We start from the raw sequence: 18404 nt of genomic DNA on the forward strand, positions 1-18404 counted from the left end.
TAACTCAGGAGATCCGCCTGGGCGGGCAGCACCGGCCAGCGGACCAGTGCGGCCGATCCCACCCGACCCCAAGAATCTCCTGAATTAGCCACCGCCGCTGCCCAAATCTTCTGGGGCTACTGCGTGAGGCCCAGCGTCTCGCGCAGGGTCGTGCCTGGTTCATACTCGGTGCGGTAGACGCCGCGCTCCTGAAGCTCAGGGATGACCCGGTCGACGAACTCGTCGAGGCCCGTCGGATTCGTGTGGCCGACGATGACGAAGCCGTCTGAAGCCTCCTCCTGAACGTGCCGGTTGATCTCCTCGGCGACCTGCACCGGCGTGCCGACGAAGGTGTGCTTCGCGGCGAAGCGGATGACCAGGTCACGGATGCTCAGCCCTTCGGCCTCCGCGAGGCCGCGCCAGGACTTCGCGACCGCAACCGGGTCAGCGACATGGCGCACCCGGCCGCGGGTGACGCCCTCGTCGGCGAGGACGGGGTCGATCTCCGGCAGGGGGCCATCCGGGTCGTAGCCGCCCAGGTCGGTGCCCCAGAGCTGCTCGAGGAACGAGATCGCGGCCTGCGGGCTCACCTGCAGGAGTGCTACCTCGCGGGAGCGTACCCGCGCCTCGGCCTCGGTATCGCCGAGGATGAAGGCCGCGGCCGGCAGGATCTTGAGAGAGTCGGGATGGCGGCCGACGGCCGGCAGGCGGCCCTTCACATCGCGGAAGAACCGCTGGCCGTCCGTGAATTCGGAATGCAGGGAGAAGATCACTTCCGCGTTCGCCGACGCGAAGTCACGGCCGTCGGCAGAGTCTCCGGCCTGCACGATCACCGGGTGGCCCTGTGGGCTGCGCGGCAAGGTGCCGAAGCCGTTCACGTCGAACTGCTGGCCGTGGTGATCGACCGCCGTGAGCGCATCGGCGGAGAGGAACTCCCCCGTGTCCTTGTTCGCGGAGAGGGCCCCGGGCGCCCAACCATCCCACAGCGCGCGCGCGACAGCGACGAACTCCTCGGCGCGCACGTAGCGGTCCTTCGGGTCGAGGAAACCGCCGCGACGGAAGTTCTCGCCGTGGAAGGCATCGGAGGTTGTGACGATGTTCCAGCCGGCCCGCCCCCCGCTCAGCAGGTCGAGGCTCGCGAGCTGCCTGGCAAGTTCGTACGGTTCGTTGAAGGTTGAGCTGAGGGTGCCGACGAGGCCAATGTGTTCGGTCACGGCGGCGATCCCGGCCGGGATCGCGAGGGTGTTGGGTCGACCGACGACGTCGAGGTCATGGATGAGTCCCTTCTGTTCCCGCAGCCTGAGCCCCTCTGCGAGGAAGAGGAAGTCGAACTTGCCGCGCTCGGCATTCTGCGCGAAGTACCGGAAGGAGGAGAACGCGATCTGGCTTTCAGCCTTGCCGTCACTCCAGACCGAGGTGTTGTTCACTCCTGGGAAGTGCGCGGCGAGGTGCACCTGCCGGAGCGGGCGCCCGGCGGCGTCCCTGGCGGTCGGGCGGACGGTTGTGCTGGCGGTCGTGGTCATCAGCGGATGCTTCCGGTCAGGTCGAGCTCGAAGGTGGAGTCTGCGGCGGGGTCGGGTTCGGCAGGGGTCGCGTAACGGTTCTCCGGGCGACCGAATCCGAGCCGGGCGCGGAGCGTGGCCGCTCCGTCCGGCCGGTCGAGGACACGCGCGGAACGCAGCAGGGGAACGACGCGCTCGGTGATCGCCGTGAGGTCTTCCGGAAGCCGGGCCGGGCGCAGCCGAACGCCGTCGATGCCGAGCAAGTGCCAGTGCAGGAGCTGGGCGGCAACGACTTCAGCGGTGTCGGCGAGGATGACGGTATCCGAGGTCCAGGGTTCCCCGTGGGTGGCGTTGAGCCGGGCGAGGGCCGCCTGGGCCGCATCCGCCGTCTCCTCGATCAGGACCGAGATCTCGCTCCAGACCCGCAGCGGTTCGCCTGCCCCGCGCGACACCTCACGGGCTGCCGTCTCAAGGTGCCCGAGGATGGCCTCAAGGTGCGCGTCGTCGTGCGGGGTGACGCCGACGATGTCGGCGCCGGCAACGGCGAGTTCGTACAGGACCTTCTGGTGGGCGAGCGCGTAGACGAGCGGCTGACCCTGCGGCGGGCGCGGAAGCGTGCGCCGGCCGACATGCGCGGCCTCATGGGCGCGTCCGGAGACCTGCACGCGCCAGCCCGCCCGGCCTCCGCTCACGTAGTCGAGGGTCTGCACTCCCGTCGCCACGTGGAACGGTTCGGTATGCGTCGTGGTGATCGTCGGCACGAGGCCGATCGTGCTCGTGTGCGGCGCGATCGATGTCGCGAGCAGAAGCGCGTCCAGTCGACCGCGCACCTCGTCGCGGCGTGGGTCGATTCCGCCGTAGCCCGAGCTCTGGAGGCCGAAGGAATCCTCGATCGTGACCAGGTCGATGCCAGCGGCCTCGGCGGCACGCACGAGGGCGACCCAGTAGTCGAGGTGGAACAGGTCTGCGGGGCGGGCGTCCGGCTCGCGCCAGGCCGACGGGTGCCAGCCGGCGCCGTCGAGTGCGATTCCCAGGTACAGCGACGATGTCATCGGGAGTGTCCTTTTCTCTGTGCGAGACACGGTCGTCTGCGCGGACACCCACGATATGCACGGCACTGTGCCGCGAGACCGCAGGCAGGTCACACAAAGTCATGCGTGAAACCTGCGGTAACAACTGTCAGATGCCGAGGAGTTTTGCCTTCGCCGGCGAGAACTCCGCGTCGGTGATCACGCTGGCCGGCTTGAGGGTCGCAAGCCGTTCGATCTGGGCGGACAGGCTGTCGTCTGCCGCGGCTGCCGGTTGCGGCGCCTGCGCACACTCCTGCGCTGGTGCTGCGTGCTGCGGCTGCTGCGGTCGTTGCTGGGCGGCCTGCTGGTCAGCTGCTGATTGGGCCCTGGCTTGTTGGCGCCGGCTGGCTCCGCCGGACACCACGGTAGCCGTGCCTGCGATGACAGCGGTGCGTGCCATTGTCCCCATCAGGCCGGGTCGTCCACCTCGACGCATCATGGTGTTCCTTTCGTCGTGTTCCGAAATGTGTTGCGTGGACTGTTGGAGTCGGTCGGTGTCGGCCGCGGGTTCTTCCAGCGCCATGAGCACCTCGTCGACGACGGATTCAGGTACGTGCACGTCTTCGAGAAGGACTCCTCCGGAGTCCAGGATCGCGTCGCGCAGCGGCCTGAACCAGGTGTGTTCGAAGACCAGGATGACCGCCGAGCTGTCGTTCTCGAGGTCCGTCGCCTCGTCCGCCAGCCCCTCCGCGGAAATCGCGAAGAAGAAGGAACTCTTCGACCGGCTCGATCACGGCCACGGAGTTCGAGGCGCTCAAGGCCAAGGCGTTCAGGTAGCGCGCTGCGAAGGCGTGCGCCTCCAACGCTTCCGGCAGCGGCTTCTAGACTGGGCAGATGGACGCCTCGAGCCTCGTGAATGTACCACCGATTTTGACCCTCACCATCAATCCCGCCCTCGACGTCAGCACGTCGACGGCCCATGTGACCGGGGAGCACAAGCTCCGATGCGGGAGCACACGTATCGACCCGGGCGGCGGCGGCGTGAACGTGGCCAGGGTCATCCGTCGCCTTGGCGGCACGGCGTTGTCCCTGTATGCGGCAGGCGGGCCGACGGGAGAGGCCTATCGCCAGCTCATCGCAGCGGAAGGGCTCCCCACCGTTCTGGTGCCGATCAAGGAAAGCACGCGCCAGAGTTTCACCGTCGACGAGACCGATACCGGCAAGCAGTTCCGCTTCGTGCTCCAGGGACCCGAGCTGTCCGAGGCCGAGTGGACCACGTGCCTCGACACCCTCGCCGCGTCGATGCCCCGCGGCGGATATGTCATCGCGAGCGGCAGCCTGCCCCCGGGAGTCCCCGACGACTTCTACGCGCGGGTCGCCCGCCTGGCCAGAGCCAATGGGGCGCGGTGCATCGTGGATGCCTCCGGTCCGGCCCTCAGCGGCGCGCTTGCCGAAGGGGTCTTCCTGGTCAAGCCGAGCCTCCGCGAACTCGAGGCTCACGCCGGCGTGAAGCTCGAGACTCCGGCGAGCCAGGCGGAGGCCGCGTCGGCGCTCGTCGCCAGCGGCGCAGCAGAGTACGTGGCGCTCACCCTCGGCGGAGAGGGCGCCCTGCTTGCATCGAAGACCGCGGTCATCCGCTCTGAGGTTCCGAAGGTGACCGTGATCAGCACCGTCGGGGCCGGCGACAGCTTCCTGGGCGCCTTCGTGCTGCGCCTCGCCCAGGGCAGAACCGTCGAGGAGGCCTTCCGTGCGGGAGTCGCCGCCGGGAGCGCCACGGCCTCGACCCCCGCAACCGAACTGTGCCACCGGGAGGACGTCGAACGACTCGAGGCCGAGCTCGCCGCTCGGGCCTGAGCCGGCGCGGCGGCTGACGGCCTACGCGAAGAAGATCGGGTCGAACTCGCGGAGGGTGTTGCCGTTCTTGGGTGCTTCCGTCAGGAACACGTTGAAGCCGTATGGCAAGGGCGCGTCGTCGTCGTCGATGAACCAGAGGTCGGTGACGCGGTAGGCCACTCCGCCGGTGTAGATGCCGTCCCCGATTTCGGGAAGAGTGTCGCCATCGGCGATCTCGAGGAATTCCTTGTTCGGCAGCACATAGGTGGTCGGTACAGTCTGTTCTTCATCCATGGTTCGAGCTTACCGGGACCGGATTCGGGGACGACAGCGGGGTGATGTACGAGTAGCCGGTGCTGGTGTTCTTAGTCATCGAGAGCACGAGCTCCATGTGCGGTTCGAGCGCGGTGACCTTGTCGAGCGGCGAGCCGACGATGAGCTGGAAGCCGAGTCCCTTCCACGCGGCCACAGCACGGCCGGCGAACTCGGAGTCCGACTTCACGAAACCCTCGTCGAGGAAGACCGGTGCGAACCGCGGGCGGGTGCGGCTCTCGTCGCCGAGCTGGAAGCGCAGCGCGGCCCCGACGACGAACGCCACGAGTTCCTGGGACTCTCCACCGCTCTTGCCGCCGAGCGAGGAGTATGTGCTCACCTCGACGCCGTCGGGCGTTGACCGCACCGCGGTGATCTCCACGTGCTTGCGCACGTCGAGGAGCAGGTCCCGCTGCGACTCCGTGCGCGTCCCTGGTTCCGGCCGGCGAATCTGGGCCATGAAGTTGTGGAGCCGGGTGAACCGGGCCTCGGTTTCCTCGTCGGTGAAGTCCTCGGTCGCGCCGGACGCGAGTACCTTGAGCTCCTTGCGGAACGCGGTGGCGTCGTCGCGGTGCAGGCGGCGCAGTGCGATCTTCAGTCGATCGCGGCCGGCCCCGAACGGCAGGGTTGCAAGGATCTCGTTGATCGGCCGGAGCCGGTCCTCGATCTCCTCGATGGCAGTGTTGAACGCCGCGGTGAGAGGCACGAGGTCCTGTCCGCTCCACGCCGACAGCCGTCGCTTCCATTCCTGGCGCCGCTCGTGCAGGCCGAGCGTGTAGACGGCATCGAGGATGTCCCGATAGCTCGTGTACGACTCGAGCGAGGTGCCGATGTTCGGGTCTGGCCACCGGCCCTGGAACGTCTCGAAGATGCGGACCAGCGAATCCCGGGCGCTCGTGGCGTTCTCCCTGTCGTGCGCGGATTGCTCGGTGAGGCGCTCGCGCAGCCGTCGGACGCCGCCCTCGAGTGCGGCGAGGTCGCCCTGGTCTCCGACGAGGGCGAACTGGGCGGTCAGGTGCGCGAAGTGCTCTTCGGAGAGGGTGGCCGCCTGGTCACGTTCGATCCGATCGAGCATGCCGGAGACGGCATCCTGACGGTCGACGATCCGCGCCTGTTCGGCGGCAAGACGCTCGGCGGTCCCATCGGCCGCGTGCTTGAGCTTCTGGGCATCCTCAAGTTCGGAGGAGAAGCGTCCCTCCTCGGCCTTGAGGGCGCGGAGGATGTCGCTGCCGGCGAGGACGCGCTCCGATTCGGCTTCCTTTTCGGCGATCCTGGCCTCGGCGCCGGCCACATCGATCGACAGCCAGGTGGTGTCCACGACGTACTGGTGGGCGCTCCGTCTGCTGCGGAGGCCGGCGATGCGATTCCCCACTTCGGCGGCGTCACGGGAGAGTGCCTCGGCCGCCCCGGTCAGTTCGGCGCGTTCGGCCTCGATCTCGGCGAGGCGACCGGCGTTTGAGAAGCCGATGATCGGCGCCTGGCCCTTATTCCAGCCGTGTGCCCCGCGCTTGCCGTTTCGGGTCTGGCCGCTCGGGGTGACCCGCGGGCCGTCGCCGGCCAGGTCGGTGGGCTCGGCGACGCAGAGCGCGTCGAGGCTCGGTGCGCTGACCCGGTCCTGGACCCAGCCGCTGAAGGGTGAATCCTGATAGACGAGCTTGCCGGACACGAACCGGGGGTCGCCGGTACGAGGTCGGTGCGCCCGTAGTGCGACGCCCTCGAAGTGGATGCGCACCGGGATCTGAATCGGTTCGATGGCCGCGCTGAGGGCGCGCAACCGCGTCTCGTCGACGAGCATGACGCGCACGACGGAAGAGAGGGTCACTTCGGCGGCCTGGCGCCAGGATTCCTCGCTGGCGGCGAGGTCGACGAGTTCGGCGACGAAGGGCAACTCGTCCGCGGGGATCCCCGCAGCCTCCGCGATCATCATCCGGGCATAGTGCAGGTGCTCGGGAATCAGGTTTTCGCGGCCCGCGAGGAAGTCGTGCTCCTGGCCCAGGGTCCTGAGCTGTTCCTCGACGGGGAAGGCGTTCCGTTGCAGGGTCGTGCGCTCGGCCTCGAGGTCACGCTCGGCCCCGGAAAACCCGGCGAGGAAGCGTTCCGCGTCGTTCTGCGCGAGGGTGAATTCGGCCGGCGAAACGATCGCCGGGGCGAGGACGGCGGTGCGATCGTCGAACTTCGCACGCTCGGCCGCGACGTCGTCGCGCTGGTCCCGGAGCTGGCCGATCTCGTTCTGCAGGCTGACGAGGACGTCGCCGCCGTTGTCACGCTGCTGGTGCTGGACCTCGGCGACGCGGGACTTGAGCTCGGTCTCGGCGTTCCTGGCCAGGGTGAGCTCGACCTGGTTGTCCCTGCGGCGGATGCGATTGGTGTCGGCAGCACCCTCGAGCAGTCCCTGCTCGGTGAGGAGCTGCCAGAGAACGAACGGGGTGTCGCCGGTGCGATGGACCCCGAAGGTGTCGATCAGGTCGGCCTTCTCCGCTGCTGTCTCGTACTCCCGGTGCAGGTCGGGAATTCGCTCGAGGACCTTCGCCTTCTGGGCCTCGGTCAGCATGGCCCCGTAGGACCTCTCGAGGTCCTCGAAATGATCGACGGCCTTGTCGGCCGCCGCATAGGTGGCCGGCTCCTCGAGGACCATCGACTTGTAGAGCCCGTCGACCGTCTTGACCTGCTGTCCGGCCTGGATCCGCGCGAGGAGCCGCAGCGCCTTGCCGCCCTCGCCGTTGGCGCCGATTCCGAGCCGGGTGTAGAGGGTCTGGGCAAATGCCGCGTAGGTGTCGAAGACATCCAGTTCGGGGAACCGGGTCCGGAGCGCCCGCTTGTCGAAGCGCGCCTCGGTGACGTCGGCGAGGTCACGCAGGTCGAGGAGTCCGTCCTGGGTGGCCATCTTCATGGTGATGTCTGCGAATTTGGTCGCGCCCCGCGGCACGAAATAGGCGCGCAGCACGGTGAACCGGCGGCCGTTGTCGTCGACGAAGGTCATCGCGACCGCACCCCAGGTCGCGTCGTGCGCGCCGCGGAGGACCTGGTCCTGCATCTCCCCTGTGCCGGCCTCACGGTTGGAGTCGGTCTTGCCCCTGAGGTAGGTCATCAGGTTGCGCTGGTCGAGGCTCCGTGCCCTGCCGGAACCCGCGTCGTTGGACGCACCGTTGAACGGTGTGTCCGAGGGCATCATCAGGGCGAGGTAGGCGTCGAGGAGGCTGCTCTTTCCGGTTCCGGATGCCCCGGAGAGCAGGGTCGCCGAGGGGGCGAAGGTGATCTCGTGGTGGCCCTGGAAGCCTCCCCAGTTGACCATCTGGAACAGTTCGGCGCGCCACTGCGTCGTGCCCTCTGTGGATCCGTCGATGTAGAAGAGTGGGGAATCGCTCATGAGATCGCCTCCAGTTCGGGGTCGCGGTCGCCCGGATCAAGCGCACCCTGGTCGGGGAGGCCGGGTGCGGGCACGACCGCGGCGGGCGCACCCGCCGCGTTCTGCTCGACGAGCCATTCGTGCAGTTCGGCGAGCCGTTCGAGCGGAAGCAGAACTTCGATCACGGCCGAGATGCGGAATCGGTCAGGATCGCTCGTCTTGAGCAGAACCCGCGCCTTGGCGAGGCTGTCGACGGCGGCGCTCGCCTTGCGGGCGTCGCCGTACCGGTCCATCGAGAACTCGGGGCGGAAGTGCGCGACGTTCTCAACGAGATTGTCGCGGTCGACGAGCACGATGTCCTGGCCGTTGGCGCGCTCACTGCGGAACCGCTGGCGCAGCAGCACGAGCAGGATCGTTTCCTCGCGCGTGTATGCGACGTCATGCAGAAGGGTCGGGAACCGGTCGCCCGCCTCCGAGACGGCCTGCCGTTTGAACGCGACCTGATAGTGCAGGTCGATGTGCAGGTCGAGGAACATGTCGTTGAGGCGCGACTTGAGCAGCCGCTGCGAGTCGAGCAGGGTGCGCCATTCCGCGGGCTGAAGCGCGGCGGACACGTAACGATGCTTCATCAGGAGCACGAGGGTGCGGCGCTGTTCCACGGTGAGGCCGCCCTCGTCGCCCTCGAAGAGGGAGAAGCTCGCGGGCTCGTCGTCGATGGCGGCGTCGATCCCGGCACCGGCGTCACCGTCCAGGCCGTCGTCGTCGCGGTCGAGGTCGTCGCGGCCGTCCTGGTCGTCCTGGTCGTCCTGGTCGCCTGTCCACTCGTCAGTCATGATCGGATCCATAGTTCAGGGCGGCCAGGGCCGCCGTTTCGTCGTCGTTCAGGATGATGCGGGGAACCGAGAAGGTGCGCCGGCTGCCGTCGGGCCGCACGGTCTCGAAGCTCTCGACCTGGTGCGCGCGGCCGAGCGCGTCGACCTGGGTCGCGATCTGCAGCATGCCGAGAATCTCGACCGGGCGCCGCAACGCCGGTTCGAGGCCGTTGAAGGCCGCACCGACGGATGCCGCGTCTCCCGTTCCGCGGAACGTCACGAGGGCGTCACGCATCCGTTCGAGCATCGGGCCGCCCTGCCTGCGCATCTCGTCGAGGCTCGGCGGTTCGGGGGCGTACTCGGACACGTCCTCGAGGTCCGGCGGTGGCCTGTGGTTCAGCGGATCATAGAACCGTTCGCGGAGGTGCTCGACGTCGAGAATGCCGGGCATGAGTTCTGCCGTGACCGTCGACCGGGGTCCTGCGGTCTCCATCCAGACCGCGAGTTCCTTGTTGATCTCCCGCAGGAGGCGCTCGAGTTCGCGGTCCTTGACGACGTCGTGGTTCACAATGTGCTCGCGGAGAGTGGTCGTGAGGCCGTTCCGCTGGGTCAGCACGTCGTCGATGCCCTTGCGGATCAGCCCGACGGTGCCGAGGAAGGTGCGTCGCTCCGCGGTGGTCAGCCGGGCGGCGAAAGGATGGTCGAGGATCGCCTCGAGGTCGTTCTTGACATCGGAGAGGAGTGCGTCGTCGCGCAGCAGCGTGAAGGCACCCTCGAAGGCGCGGCCTTCCGCGGTCGCCGACATCAGGGCATCGGTCTTGGCGAGGTATTCGTCGAGGACCTCGCCGATGGGGCGTTCCTCGCCGCGGAAGTCGCTCACGATCTGGCGGTGCATGGCCGCGACGGATTCCTCGACGCGTTTGAAGTCGCTCGGCAGCTGCATGATCAGGTCGACGAGGTTCGCGTAGCCTTCGTGCATCTGTTCGTCGGTCGCGGTGGCGATCTCGCCGCCGCCCTGGAGTCGGCCGCGCTCCGCGGTCTTCTCGGCGATCTCCTGGTCGAGGCGGCGGATCCGCGCTTCCCTGTCGGGGGTGGCCTGGGTGGCGCGGTGGCGCACGCTGTCGACGATGGTCGTGAGGCGGGACTCGCTGATCAAGGCGCGGTCCTGGGAGAGGCTGTCGACGAGAAGGAGTGCCTCGAGGGCGTGCGAGGTGAGGGAGTACTGCTCCTCACCGACCTCCCCGGTCTCGCGGTAGAGCCAGAGGTCATTCATCCACTGGACGCAGAGGGCGCGGCCGTTCTTGCCCGGCACCTCGCTCCCGACGGACCGGAGGTCGGCGAGGTAGGCGTCGACCTGCGAGTGCAGGCGGTCGGCCTGGACGCTCCGCCGGTCACGGCTGAACGCCGATTTGAAGACGGCGAGGACAAACGGCGCCCACTTGCGATCGAGCAAACGCAGGGTGGGTTTGTCGAAGGCTTCGCGCACGCGCGCCAGTTCACCCGCAATTTCGCTCACAGTGGTAGTTCCCTTCCCGGACCCCTTCAACCGTAACGGGCGCGAGATTCGATTCTGTCCAGGGTCCGGTCGTAGGGGCCTGTGCGAGGCAGGAACGGGACGGGCACGGGGGCCGGTCAGGAGCTTCGGTTCGAGCCGCCCCAGTGCTCTCCGGGGCGCCCGCGCCTGCGGAGGCGCACGGTCAGGTGCAGCTCGTTTCGGCGCGCGAGGATCAGGGCGATGACCACCGCGGCGAGCGCGGGCACGAGGCCGGACACGAGCATCCCGGTGTCCGGGCCGAAGGACTCCACGATCCAGCCCATCAGAGGTCCTCCGATGGCCTGGCCGCCGAGCAGCACGAGCACCCAGACCGACATGACCCGCCCGCGCACCCGCACATTGGACGACATCTGCACGAGTGGGTTGCCCGCGGTGAAGAAGAACTGGTTCGCGACGCCCGTGACGATGAGGGCGGCCCCGAAGCTGATCTCGGTGGGCATCAGGCCGGAACTCGCCTGGATCAGGGCCCAGACTCCGCCGCTGACGATGACCGTCCGCAAGCGGATGTTGGCCCGACGTGTCGAGGCGAGCGCACCTGCGACCGCGCCGACGGCGATCAGGGTGTTGAACAGGCCGTAGCCGCCTGCGCCCACCTTGTAGACGTGGTCGGCGTATGCGGCGAGGAGCACGGGCATATTGAGGGAGAAGACGGAGAGGAAGGCGAGCATCACGATCGGCCAGAGGATGGTCGGCTTCGAGACGACATAGCGCAGGCCCTCGATGAGCTGCCCCTTCTGCCGCGGAGCCGTCGGGGTGCGGTAGAGCGCGGAGGCGTCGAGGCGGGTCAGGGCGAGGACGGTCAGCAGGCACGCGGCGGCGTTGATGCCGAAGGACCAGCCGGACCCGACCGCGACGATCAGGGCACCGCTGATGGCCGGCCCGATCAGAGCGCCGAGCTGGAAGACCGTCGAGTTCACGGTTATCGCGTTGCGGAGGTAGCGCGGACCGACGATCTCGTTCACGAAGACCTGGCGGGTGGGGTTGTCGATCACGGTGACGAGTCCTACCAGGAAGGCGATCACCCAGACCTGCCAGACCTGCACGGTGTTGGTGAGGGTGAGCACCGCGAGGACCGCGCTGAGCAGGGCGGCCGCCGACTGGGTGAGCATGAGCAGCATCCGCTTCGAATAGCGGTCGACGATCACGCCGCCGAAGAGGCCGAAGGCGAGCATCGGCGCGAACTGCATCGTGACGGTCACCCCGACGGCCGCGACGCTGCCGGTCAGTTGCAGCACGAGCCAGTCCTGGGCGATGCGCTGCATCCAGGTGCCAGTCATGGCCACCGCGTTGGACGCCGTGAACAGGCGGAAGTTCGCAACGCTCAGGGAGTCGAGGGTCTGGCGCCACGGACGGGGGCCTTCGTTCACCGGAATGGGAGTGGTGGGCGGGAAAAGATCCGCGGGTGAAGTCAAGAAATGCCCTGCGTCTACCTACGACCGAAAATCGATCGGGTCTGCTCCACGCTACGCTCCCCCGCGACGCCCCCGCTCCACGACAGGTCGCGCCCGCGCCGAGTGCACGGTCAGGCGGGGAGCAGCCCGCTGGCGTCGACGAGGAGAGCCGCCGCCTTGTCCCAGAGCAGGGAGTGTCCGCGTTCACACGCCCCGTCGAGCTGGGTGCCGCTGAGCGCGCGGAACAACGGCTCGTCCCGGCGAATGAAGCCGATCACCTGGTCGCGGAACCGGATCTCCTGCAAGCTGTCATCGTCGCACCGCACGACGACGAGGCGAATCGTCCTGATCGCGTCGTCCCGGGAAATCAGGCGAAGCGACAGGGAGGCGACAGCTGGAGTGCGGCGGCGGGTGGTTTCGACTGCGGGGTGCGACATCAGATCTCCGGCTCTCACGACGTTCGGCCGGGGCTACCGGTGACACCGGGCAGCTCGTGGAACCTCTCGACTCGTGGCTGACATTAACGCCACCTCCTGCCGGAATCGGATAGTCCCCTTTTTGGAGGACCCTCCCGTGCGGAGAATCGAAGTCGCCGGGATCGGTCAGACGGTCACGCCGTTCATAGCTCCGGCGGTCAGCTCGACCGAGCGCAGCCGAGCCTCGATGTTCCGCGAGGCGTGCGCGATGATCAGTTCGTCGGCGTGGGTCGAGGCGACGAAGTCGTCGAGGAAGACCCGCACGTCTGCGGGATCGCCGACGGCCGAGTAGCGCATCATATTCGCGATCTGACGCCCTTCCGCAGTGATGAGGAAGGCGTCGACCTGCTGGTCGGTGTATTCCGGCGACGCCGGACCGCGCGTGAGCATGCCGCGCACCCGGTTCCGCCGGGTCTCCTCGAACTGTCGGACGGCATCCGCCCGGTCGTCTGCCGTGATCACGTTCACACCCACGATCACGTGCGGCTCGGCCAGCTGCGCCGAAGGCGTGAAGTCGCGCCGGTACAGGGCGATGGCCTCGTACAGGGAGTCCGGCGCGAAGTGGGAGGCGAAGGCATACGGCAGGCCGAGCGCCGCGGCCAGGCCTGCTCCGAAGAGCGAGGAGCCGAGGATGTAGAGCGGCACGTTCGTGCCGGCACCGGGGATGGCCTGCACTCCCGGCACGATCGATTCGCCGCGCAGGTAGGCCTGGAGCTCCATCACGTCCTGGGGGAACTGGTCGGAGGCGCGGGGGTCGCGACGCATCGCCCGCGCGGTGGTCTGGTCGCTGCCCGGGGCACGGCCGAGGCCCAGGTCGATCCGTCCCGGGTAGAGCTCGGCGAGAGTGCCGAACTGTTCGGCGATGGTGAGCGGAGAGTGGTTGGGCAGCATCACGCCGCCGGAGCCGAGCCGGATGGTCGACGTCTGGCCCGCGACATGGCCGACGAGGACGCTCGTGGCCGAGGACGCGATCGTCGGCATGTTGTGGTGTTCGGCGTACCAGACACGGGTATAGCCATGCTTCTCGGCGGTCTGCGCAAGGCGGACGCTTCCCGCGAAGCTCTCCCGGACAGTCTGCCCGGGAGCGATCGGAGCGAGGTCAAGAATGGACAGGGCAACAGTCATACTCTGGACAACCACGCACGGGTGCGAAACGTTACCCGTGCCATCGTGCAGACTTGCAGAATGCCGAAATCTCCCCTGGGCGTCGAGCCCAGAACACTCAACACGGATGTCGCGCCGCGCCATTCGGCCGTCGAGGACGTTCTCGGAATCCTCACCGGCACCCTCCTCGCGTCGTTCGGGCTGTTCCTGCTCAAAGCGAGCGCGGCGGTGACCGGAGGCACGGCGGGACTCGCGCTCCTGCTGAGCTACGCGGCACCCGTGCCGTTCGGTGTGTTCTTCTTCGCGATCAACGTGCCGTTCTTCGCCCTCGCTCTCTGGAAGAAGGGCTGGAACTTCACGCTGCGCACGGTCATCGCGGTCGCGCTCGTCTCCGCGTTCTCCTCCCTGCACCCCTATGCCCTCGGGATCGAGCACCTCAATCCGGTCTACGGCGTGTTGTTCGGCAACCTCGTGATCGGGGTCGGGCTGATCGTGTTGTTCCGCCACAAGGCCAGCCTGGGTGGGTTCAACATCCTCGCCCTGCTCCTGCAGGAGCGCCTCGGCTGGCGTGCCGGGTATGTGCAGATGGTGTTCGACGTGACCGTCGTCCTCGCCGCGATCACGGTCGTCGCACCGCTGAACGTCGCGCTCTCGGCGGCGGGCGCGATCGTGCTCAACCTCGTGCTCGCGCTCAACCACCGGCCAGGTCGCTACCTCGGTACCTGAGCCACGGCATCCGCTGCGGGCCACCTCGGGCCACTCGGGCCACTCGGGTCACTCGGCGGGGTGCGGCTCTATTCGCCTTCGCCCGTGGCCTGCTCCGGCTCGTCGATCGTGCGCACGACCCGTGCCGGGTTGCCGACGGCGATGACCCCGGCCGGCACGTCCTTGGTCACGACGGACCCTGCACCGATCACGCTGCCATCACCGATCGTGACCCCGGGACATACGACGACGTTGCCGCCGAGCCAGACGTCGTTGCCGATGCGGATCGGCAGGACGCGCTCGTAGCCTGCGCGGCGCTCGTCGGCGTCGAGAGCGTGGATCGGCGTGTAGAGGCGGGCGCTCGGCCCGATCAGAACGTTGTTGCCGATCGTGATCTCGCCGCCGCCCAGGGTGAGGAAGTCGCCGTTGATGAAGGTGTCCCTGCCGATGTGCAGGCGGGATCCGTAGTCGAGGTACATCGGCGGCCGGAAGTCGAGGTTCTCCCCTGCCGTGCCGAGCATGCCCGTCAGCAGCGCGTATGCGGCCTCCCTGTCCTCGTCGTAGAGGGCTGTGATGCGCCGGCAGGTGCGCTGAGTGCTGTTCGTCATTTCGGCGAGCTCGGGGCCGGACCGGTAGCGATACCAGTCCCCCGCGACCATCTTGTCGAATTCGGAGCGGTCGGGATCGGGGGTCGGTCGTTCGGTGAGGTCCACGCGCTCAATCCTAAACTGCATGCCCGGCTTTTGTTTGCGAAGACAACAAACGGGTGGCGGGCACGGCGCGCCTCAGAGCAGCGGCAGCACCTGCTCGCGCACCTGCCTGCGCAGGATCTTGCCGAGCATCGACCGCGGCATGTCGTCGATCTGCACGATGCGGCGCGGGATCTTGTAGGCGGCAAGCAGTTCGCGGCAGTGCGCGCGCACGGCCTCCTGGTCGAGTGTCGCGCCGGGCTCGAGCTCCACGGCTGCGACGACCATCTCCCCGCCGCGCTCGAGCGGCTTGCCGAAGACCGCGGCGTCCTTGATGGACGCGTGCAGCCGCAGCGCCGTCTCCACCTCGGTGGGTGAGACGTTGAACCCGCCGGTGATGACGAGCTCCTTGGCCCGGTCGACGATGGTCGTGAAGCCGTCCGCGTCCACGGTGACGATATCGCCGGTGCGGAGCCAGCCGCCCGGCAGCAGAGTCCTGGCGGTTTCGTCCGGGTTGTTCCAGTACCCCTGGAAGACCTGCGGGCCCTTGAGCAACAGCTCCCCCGGCTGCCCCTGGGCCACTTCGATGCTCCGGTCGTCGAGGTCGACGACCTTCATCAGGGTCGAGGGGAACGGCACCCCGATCGTGCCGGGACGGCGGGTGCAATAGAACGGGTTGCCGAGGGCGACCGGGGAGGATTCGGTCATCCCATAGCCCTCGACGAGGAGCCCGCCGGAGACCGATTCCCAGAGCTCGACGACGTGCGCGGGCAGGTTCATCGCGCCGGAGATGCAGTATGTGCAGGAGCGCAGCGAGACGCCCTTTTCCTGCGCGGCCCGGGCGGTGCGCTCGTAGATCGGCGGAACCGCGCAATAGACGGTGGCGGGCGACTTCTTCATCGCGGCGAGGATCAGCCCGGGCTCGAACTTCGGGAACAGCACGAGCAGCGCCTGCTTGCGGATGCCGTAGGTCAGGTAGAGCGTCATGCCGAAGGCGTGGAACATCGGCAGGATCGCGTAGAAGATCTCCTTGCGATACTCGGCTCCGTGCATCCACGCCTCGCCCTGGAGCGCGTTCGAATACAGGTTGAAGTGGGTGAGCATCGCACCCTTGGGCCGGCCTGTGGTGCCGGAGGTGTACTGGATGGCGGCGAGGTCGTCGACCGACGGATGCGGGTGCTCCGGATCGATGCGACCGTGCGTGAGCAGGTCCTTCCACGCGATCGTGCCGGGCGCGGAACCGGTGAGGGCCTCGCGGGACTCCCGCAGGCTCTTGACCGGCAGGTACAGGGCCAGGCGCTTGATGGTCGGGAACGCCATCAGCACGTTGACCGAGACGATGTGGTCGATCTCGATGTCGGCCGGGAAGGCGCGGATCGCCGCGACCGTCTTGTCCCAGGCGATCACGATGCGGGCCTGGTGGTCCTCGAACTGGTGGCGGAGTTCCCGCGAGGTGTAGAGCGGGTTGTGCTCGACCACGACCGCGCCGAGGCGCAGCACCGCGTAAAACGCGACGACGTGCTGGGGGCAGTTCGGCAGCAGGAGCGCGACCCGGTCTCCGGCGCGGACGCCGAGGTGCCGGAGGCCCTCCGCCGCGCGGTCGATCTGCTCACCGAGCTCGGTGTAGGTCGTCCTCCGTCCGAAGAACTCGAGGGCCGGGTGGCCGCCTGCCTCGGCGACGGACCGCTCGAGCATGGCGACGAGCGACTCCGTCGGAAGGTCGATTTCGGCAGGAACCCCCGGTTGGTAGTTCTTTACCCAGGGCTGTTGCTCAGTGTTGGCCATGCTCCCATCCTCCCGCGAACCGTTCCCCGGCCGCGCGCGACACGGCACGAGCTCCTGCCGGGCCCGCCGCCGCTACCGTTTCGGCAGCCCGCGCCCGAAACGGCGGTAGCGGGCTGCCGAAACGGGCGGGTTACGTCCCGGTGAGTGGTGTGGTTTCCCACTCTTGAGCGTTGCTTCGTCAACGTAAAGAGCCACCGTGGGATGGTCAGTGAGTACCGACTAAAGCAACTCACAAAGGACACCACACGATGGCTCTAAACCAGTCTGCCCTGCTCGACCTCCTCGGAGAACTCAAACTCACCGACGTCACCGACCGAATCCGCGTCGCGACCGAAACTCTCTACCAAGAACTCATCGACGCGGAAGCGACCGCGTTCATCGGCGCCGCCCCATTCGAACGCTCCGGCGACCGCACCACCCACCGCAACGGCACCCGAGCGCGCACCCTCAGCACGACCGCCGGGGACCTCGACCTGAAGATCCCGAAGCTGCGCGCCGGGTCCTTCTTCCCGGCCCTGCTCGAGCGTCGCCGGCGGGTGGACCAAGCCCTGTTCGCGGTCGTGATGGAGGCCTACGTCCACGGCGTCTCGACCCGGAAAGTCGACGACCTGGTCAAGGCCCTCGGCGCGGACACCGGGATCTCCAAGTCGGAAGTGTCCCGGATCTGCGCGGGCCTGGACGCTGAGGTGGCCGAGTTCCGCGACCGCACCCTCGCCGCGCAGGACTTCCCCTACGTGTTCCTCGACGCCACCTACTGCAAGGCCCGCGTCGGCCACCGGATCGTGTCCCAGGCCATCGTCGTCGCGGTCGGGGTGGCCGCTGACGGACGCCGGGAAGTCCTCGGCTTCGACGTCGGTGACAGCGAGAACGAGGGCTTCTGGACGTCGTTCCTGCGATCGCTCAAGACCCGCGGGCTCGACGGGGTCAAGCTAGTCATGTCTGACGCGCACACCGGCCTGAAGAAGGCCATCGGCACCGTGTTCCAGGGCGCCGGCTGGCAGAGATGCCGGGTGCACTTCATGCGCAACGTGCTCGCGGTGATCCCGAAGGGATCCCAGGACATGGTCGCCTCGATCATCCGCACCATCTTCGCCCAGCCCGACCGTGAGCACATCGAGAAGCAGTTCCTCGAGGTCACGACGATGCTCAGCCGCTCGCACCCGAAGGTCGCGGCGATGCTCGTCGACGCGCAACCCGACCTACTCGCCTTCGCCGCGTTCCCGCGGCGGCACTGGCGCCAGATCTGGTCCACGAACCCGCTCGAACGAGTGAACAAGGAGATCAAACGCCGCACCGACGTCGTCGGAGTGTTCCCCAACGCTGCCGCCCTGCTGCGCCTGGCCGGGTCGGTCTTGATCGAGCAGCATGACGAGTGGGAGGCCGGCGAACGACGCTACTTCTCCGAAGCATCCATGCTCGAGCTGGTTACCATGAACAACCCCATCGAGGTCATCGACGAGGCGGTGATCCTCCCCGAACTCGCCGCCGCCTAAGCTAGAACAACTGACCCGCATGGTGTTGAGAAACTCCACCACTCAGCGGGACGTGACCAACGGGCGCGGCGGCAACTGCGAATTCGGAGCCGGAGCCTGAGCCTGAGCCTGAGCCTGAGCCTGAGCCGACTACTCGCCGAGGACCTGCAGCCGATGCCGGTATTCCTCGGCGTCGAGCTCGCCGCGCGCGAAGCGTTCGTCCAGGACGAGGCGCGCCGCACTGCGTCCGGTCGTGACCGGCCCGGAAGGAACGTTGCCCTGCGGCCCTTGCGCACGGGTCTCGCTCCCGCCGCTGAAGACCCGGATGGTCACGATGGTGAGCAGGACCACGCCCAGGATCAGGACCAGCCCGACCGGCCACACCCACCACATGAATCCCATTCCATATCCGTTTCCCCACATCATGCTGTTC

The 18404-nt window shown here is 67.8% G+C and carries 16 protein-coding genes; 3 read left to right on the forward strand and 13 right to left on the reverse strand.

Annotated features, from left to right (window positions below):
- Window positions 1-116: 116 nt before the first annotated feature.
- The 3 genes from RCH22_RS09075 to RCH22_RS09085 form a co-directional block, all read right to left on the reverse strand.
- Window positions 117-1502: an NtaA/DmoA family FMN-dependent monooxygenase gene (locus tag RCH22_RS09075; RefSeq protein WP_327013696.1), complete on the reverse strand. Its 1386-nt coding sequence runs from the start codon at window positions 1500-1502 to the stop codon at window positions 117-119.
- Complete coding sequence (locus tag RCH22_RS09080; protein WP_327013697.1) at window positions 1502-2533, reverse strand: LLM class flavin-dependent oxidoreductase; 1032 nt, start codon at window positions 2531-2533, stop codon at window positions 1502-1504. The genes RCH22_RS09075 and RCH22_RS09080 overlap by 1 nt, the downstream gene beginning before the upstream one ends.
- Before the next feature lie 127 nt (window positions 2534-2660).
- On the reverse strand, window positions 2661-3110 hold the full coding sequence (locus RCH22_RS09085; RefSeq protein WP_327013698.1) for an SHOCT domain-containing protein: 450 nt from the start codon (window positions 3108-3110) through the stop codon (window positions 2661-2663).
- Between the two features lie 275 nt (window positions 3111-3385).
- On the opposite strand from RCH22_RS09085, the gene RCH22_RS09090 reads away from it, so the two are divergent.
- Entirely contained in the window at window positions 3386-4345 is a 960-nt protein-coding gene (locus RCH22_RS09090; protein ID WP_327013699.1) for a 1-phosphofructokinase family hexose kinase, read from the forward strand.
- 21 nt (window positions 4346-4366) lie between these two features.
- On the opposite strand, the gene RCH22_RS09095 is transcribed toward RCH22_RS09090, so the two are convergent.
- The 7 genes from RCH22_RS09095 to RCH22_RS09125 form a co-directional block, all read right to left on the reverse strand.
- A complete protein-coding gene (locus RCH22_RS09095; RefSeq protein ID WP_134450258.1) occupies window positions 4367-4618 on the reverse strand; it encodes a hypothetical protein in 252 nt (83 codons plus the stop codon).
- Entirely contained in the window at window positions 4611-8003 is a 3393-nt protein-coding gene (locus RCH22_RS09100) for an SbcC/MukB-like Walker B domain-containing protein (protein ID WP_327013700.1), read from the reverse strand. The genes RCH22_RS09095 and RCH22_RS09100 overlap by 8 nt, the downstream gene beginning before the upstream one ends.
- Window positions 8000-8815, reverse strand: coding sequence for a DUF4194 domain-containing protein (locus RCH22_RS09105; protein WP_327013701.1), 816 nt, complete (start codon window positions 8813-8815; stop codon window positions 8000-8002). Before RCH22_RS09105 ends, RCH22_RS09100 begins: the two co-directional genes overlap by 4 nt.
- Window positions 8808-10310 carry a DUF3375 domain-containing protein gene (locus RCH22_RS09110; protein ID WP_327013702.1) on the reverse strand — a complete coding sequence of 501 codons (1503 nt, stop codon included), beginning with the start codon at window positions 10308-10310 and terminating at the stop codon, window positions 8808-8810. The genes RCH22_RS09105 and RCH22_RS09110 overlap by 8 nt, the downstream gene beginning before the upstream one ends.
- 116 nt (window positions 10311-10426) lie before the next feature.
- A complete protein-coding gene (locus tag RCH22_RS09115; protein WP_327013703.1) occupies window positions 10427-11716 on the reverse strand; it encodes an MFS transporter in 1290 nt (429 codons plus the stop codon).
- A gap of 155 nt (window positions 11717-11871) precedes the next feature.
- Window positions 11872-12177, reverse strand: coding sequence for a hypothetical protein (locus RCH22_RS09120; protein WP_327013704.1), 306 nt, complete (start codon window positions 12175-12177; stop codon window positions 11872-11874).
- 165 nt (window positions 12178-12342) lie between these two features.
- Window positions 12343-13341, reverse strand: a complete 999-nt coding sequence (locus RCH22_RS09125) for an LLM class flavin-dependent oxidoreductase (RefSeq protein WP_327013705.1) — start codon at window positions 13339-13341, stop codon at window positions 12343-12345.
- 60 nt (window positions 13342-13401) lie between these two features.
- Here RCH22_RS09125 and RCH22_RS09130 point away from each other — a divergent pair, with 60 nt between their 5' ends.
- A complete protein-coding gene (locus RCH22_RS09130; protein ID WP_327013706.1) occupies window positions 13402-14046 on the forward strand; it encodes a YitT family protein in 645 nt (214 codons plus the stop codon).
- Between the two features lie 68 nt (window positions 14047-14114).
- Here the strand turns inward: RCH22_RS09130 and RCH22_RS09135 are convergent, their stop codons facing one another.
- Window positions 14115-14738 (reverse strand): sugar O-acetyltransferase, encoded by a 624-nt coding sequence (locus RCH22_RS09135; protein WP_327013707.1) that lies wholly within the window; start codon window positions 14736-14738, stop codon window positions 14115-14117.
- A gap of 72 nt (window positions 14739-14810) precedes the next feature.
- Window positions 14811-16499 (reverse strand): long-chain-fatty-acid--CoA ligase, encoded by a 1689-nt coding sequence (locus tag RCH22_RS09140; protein WP_327013708.1) that lies wholly within the window; start codon window positions 16497-16499, stop codon window positions 14811-14813.
- Window positions 16500-16747: 248 nt separating this feature from the next.
- Here RCH22_RS09140 and RCH22_RS09145 point away from each other — a divergent pair, with 248 nt between their 5' ends.
- On the forward strand, window positions 16748-17992 hold the full coding sequence (locus RCH22_RS09145) for an IS256 family transposase (RefSeq protein WP_323505389.1): 1245 nt from the start codon (window positions 16748-16750) through the stop codon (window positions 17990-17992).
- Window positions 17993-18121: 129 nt separating this feature from the next.
- On the opposite strand, the gene RCH22_RS09150 is transcribed toward RCH22_RS09145, so the two are convergent.
- The gene (locus RCH22_RS09150; protein ID WP_327013709.1) at window positions 18122-18397 is read right to left on the reverse strand and encodes an SHOCT domain-containing protein; all 276 of its coding nucleotides are present in this window, start codon (window positions 18395-18397) and stop codon (window positions 18122-18124) included.
- Window positions 18398-18404 lie beyond the last annotated feature (7 nt).

This window comes from Cryobacterium sp. GrIS_2_6, from assembly GCF_035984545.1.
Lineage (GTDB): Bacteria > Actinomycetota > Actinomycetes > Actinomycetales > Microbacteriaceae > Cryobacterium.

Excerpts from the sequence above, each read along its gene's own strand:
- RCH22_RS09075 (WP_327013696.1), bottom strand. The coding sequence starts at position 1,502 with ATGACCACGACCGCCAGCACAACCGTCCGCCCGACCGCCAGGGACGCC.
- RCH22_RS09080 (WP_327013697.1), bottom strand. The coding sequence starts at position 2,533 with ATGACATCGTCGCTGTACCTGGGAATCGCACTCGACGGCGCCGGCTGG.
- RCH22_RS09090 (WP_327013699.1), top strand. The coding sequence starts at position 3,386 with ATGGACGCCTCGAGCCTCGTGAATGTACCACCGATTTTGACCCTCACC.
- RCH22_RS09095 (WP_134450258.1), bottom strand. The coding sequence starts at position 4,618 with ATGGATGAAGAACAGACTGTACCGACCACCTATGTGCTGCCGAACAAG.
- RCH22_RS09100 (WP_327013700.1), bottom strand. The coding sequence starts at position 8,003 with ATGAGCGATTCCCCACTCTTCTACATCGACGGATCCACAGAGGGCACG.
- RCH22_RS09105 (WP_327013701.1), bottom strand. The coding sequence starts at position 8,815 with ATGACTGACGAGTGGACAGGCGACCAGGACGACCAGGACGACCAGGAC.
- RCH22_RS09120 (WP_327013704.1), bottom strand. The coding sequence starts at position 12,177 with ATGTCGCACCCCGCAGTCGAAACCACCCGCCGCCGCACTCCAGCTGTC.
- RCH22_RS09125 (WP_327013705.1), bottom strand. The coding sequence starts at position 13,341 with ATGACTGTTGCCCTGTCCATTCTTGACCTCGCTCCGATCGCTCCCGGG.
- RCH22_RS09130 (WP_327013706.1), top strand. The coding sequence starts at position 13,402 with ATGCCGAAATCTCCCCTGGGCGTCGAGCCCAGAACACTCAACACGGAT.
- RCH22_RS09140 (WP_327013708.1), bottom strand. The coding sequence starts at position 16,499 with ATGGCCAACACTGAGCAACAGCCCTGGGTAAAGAACTACCAACCGGGG.
- RCH22_RS09145 (WP_323505389.1), top strand. The coding sequence starts at position 16,748 with ATGGCTCTAAACCAGTCTGCCCTGCTCGACCTCCTCGGAGAACTCAAA.
- RCH22_RS09150 (WP_327013709.1), bottom strand. The coding sequence starts at position 18,397 with ATGATGTGGGGAAACGGATATGGAATGGGATTCATGTGGTGGGTGTGG.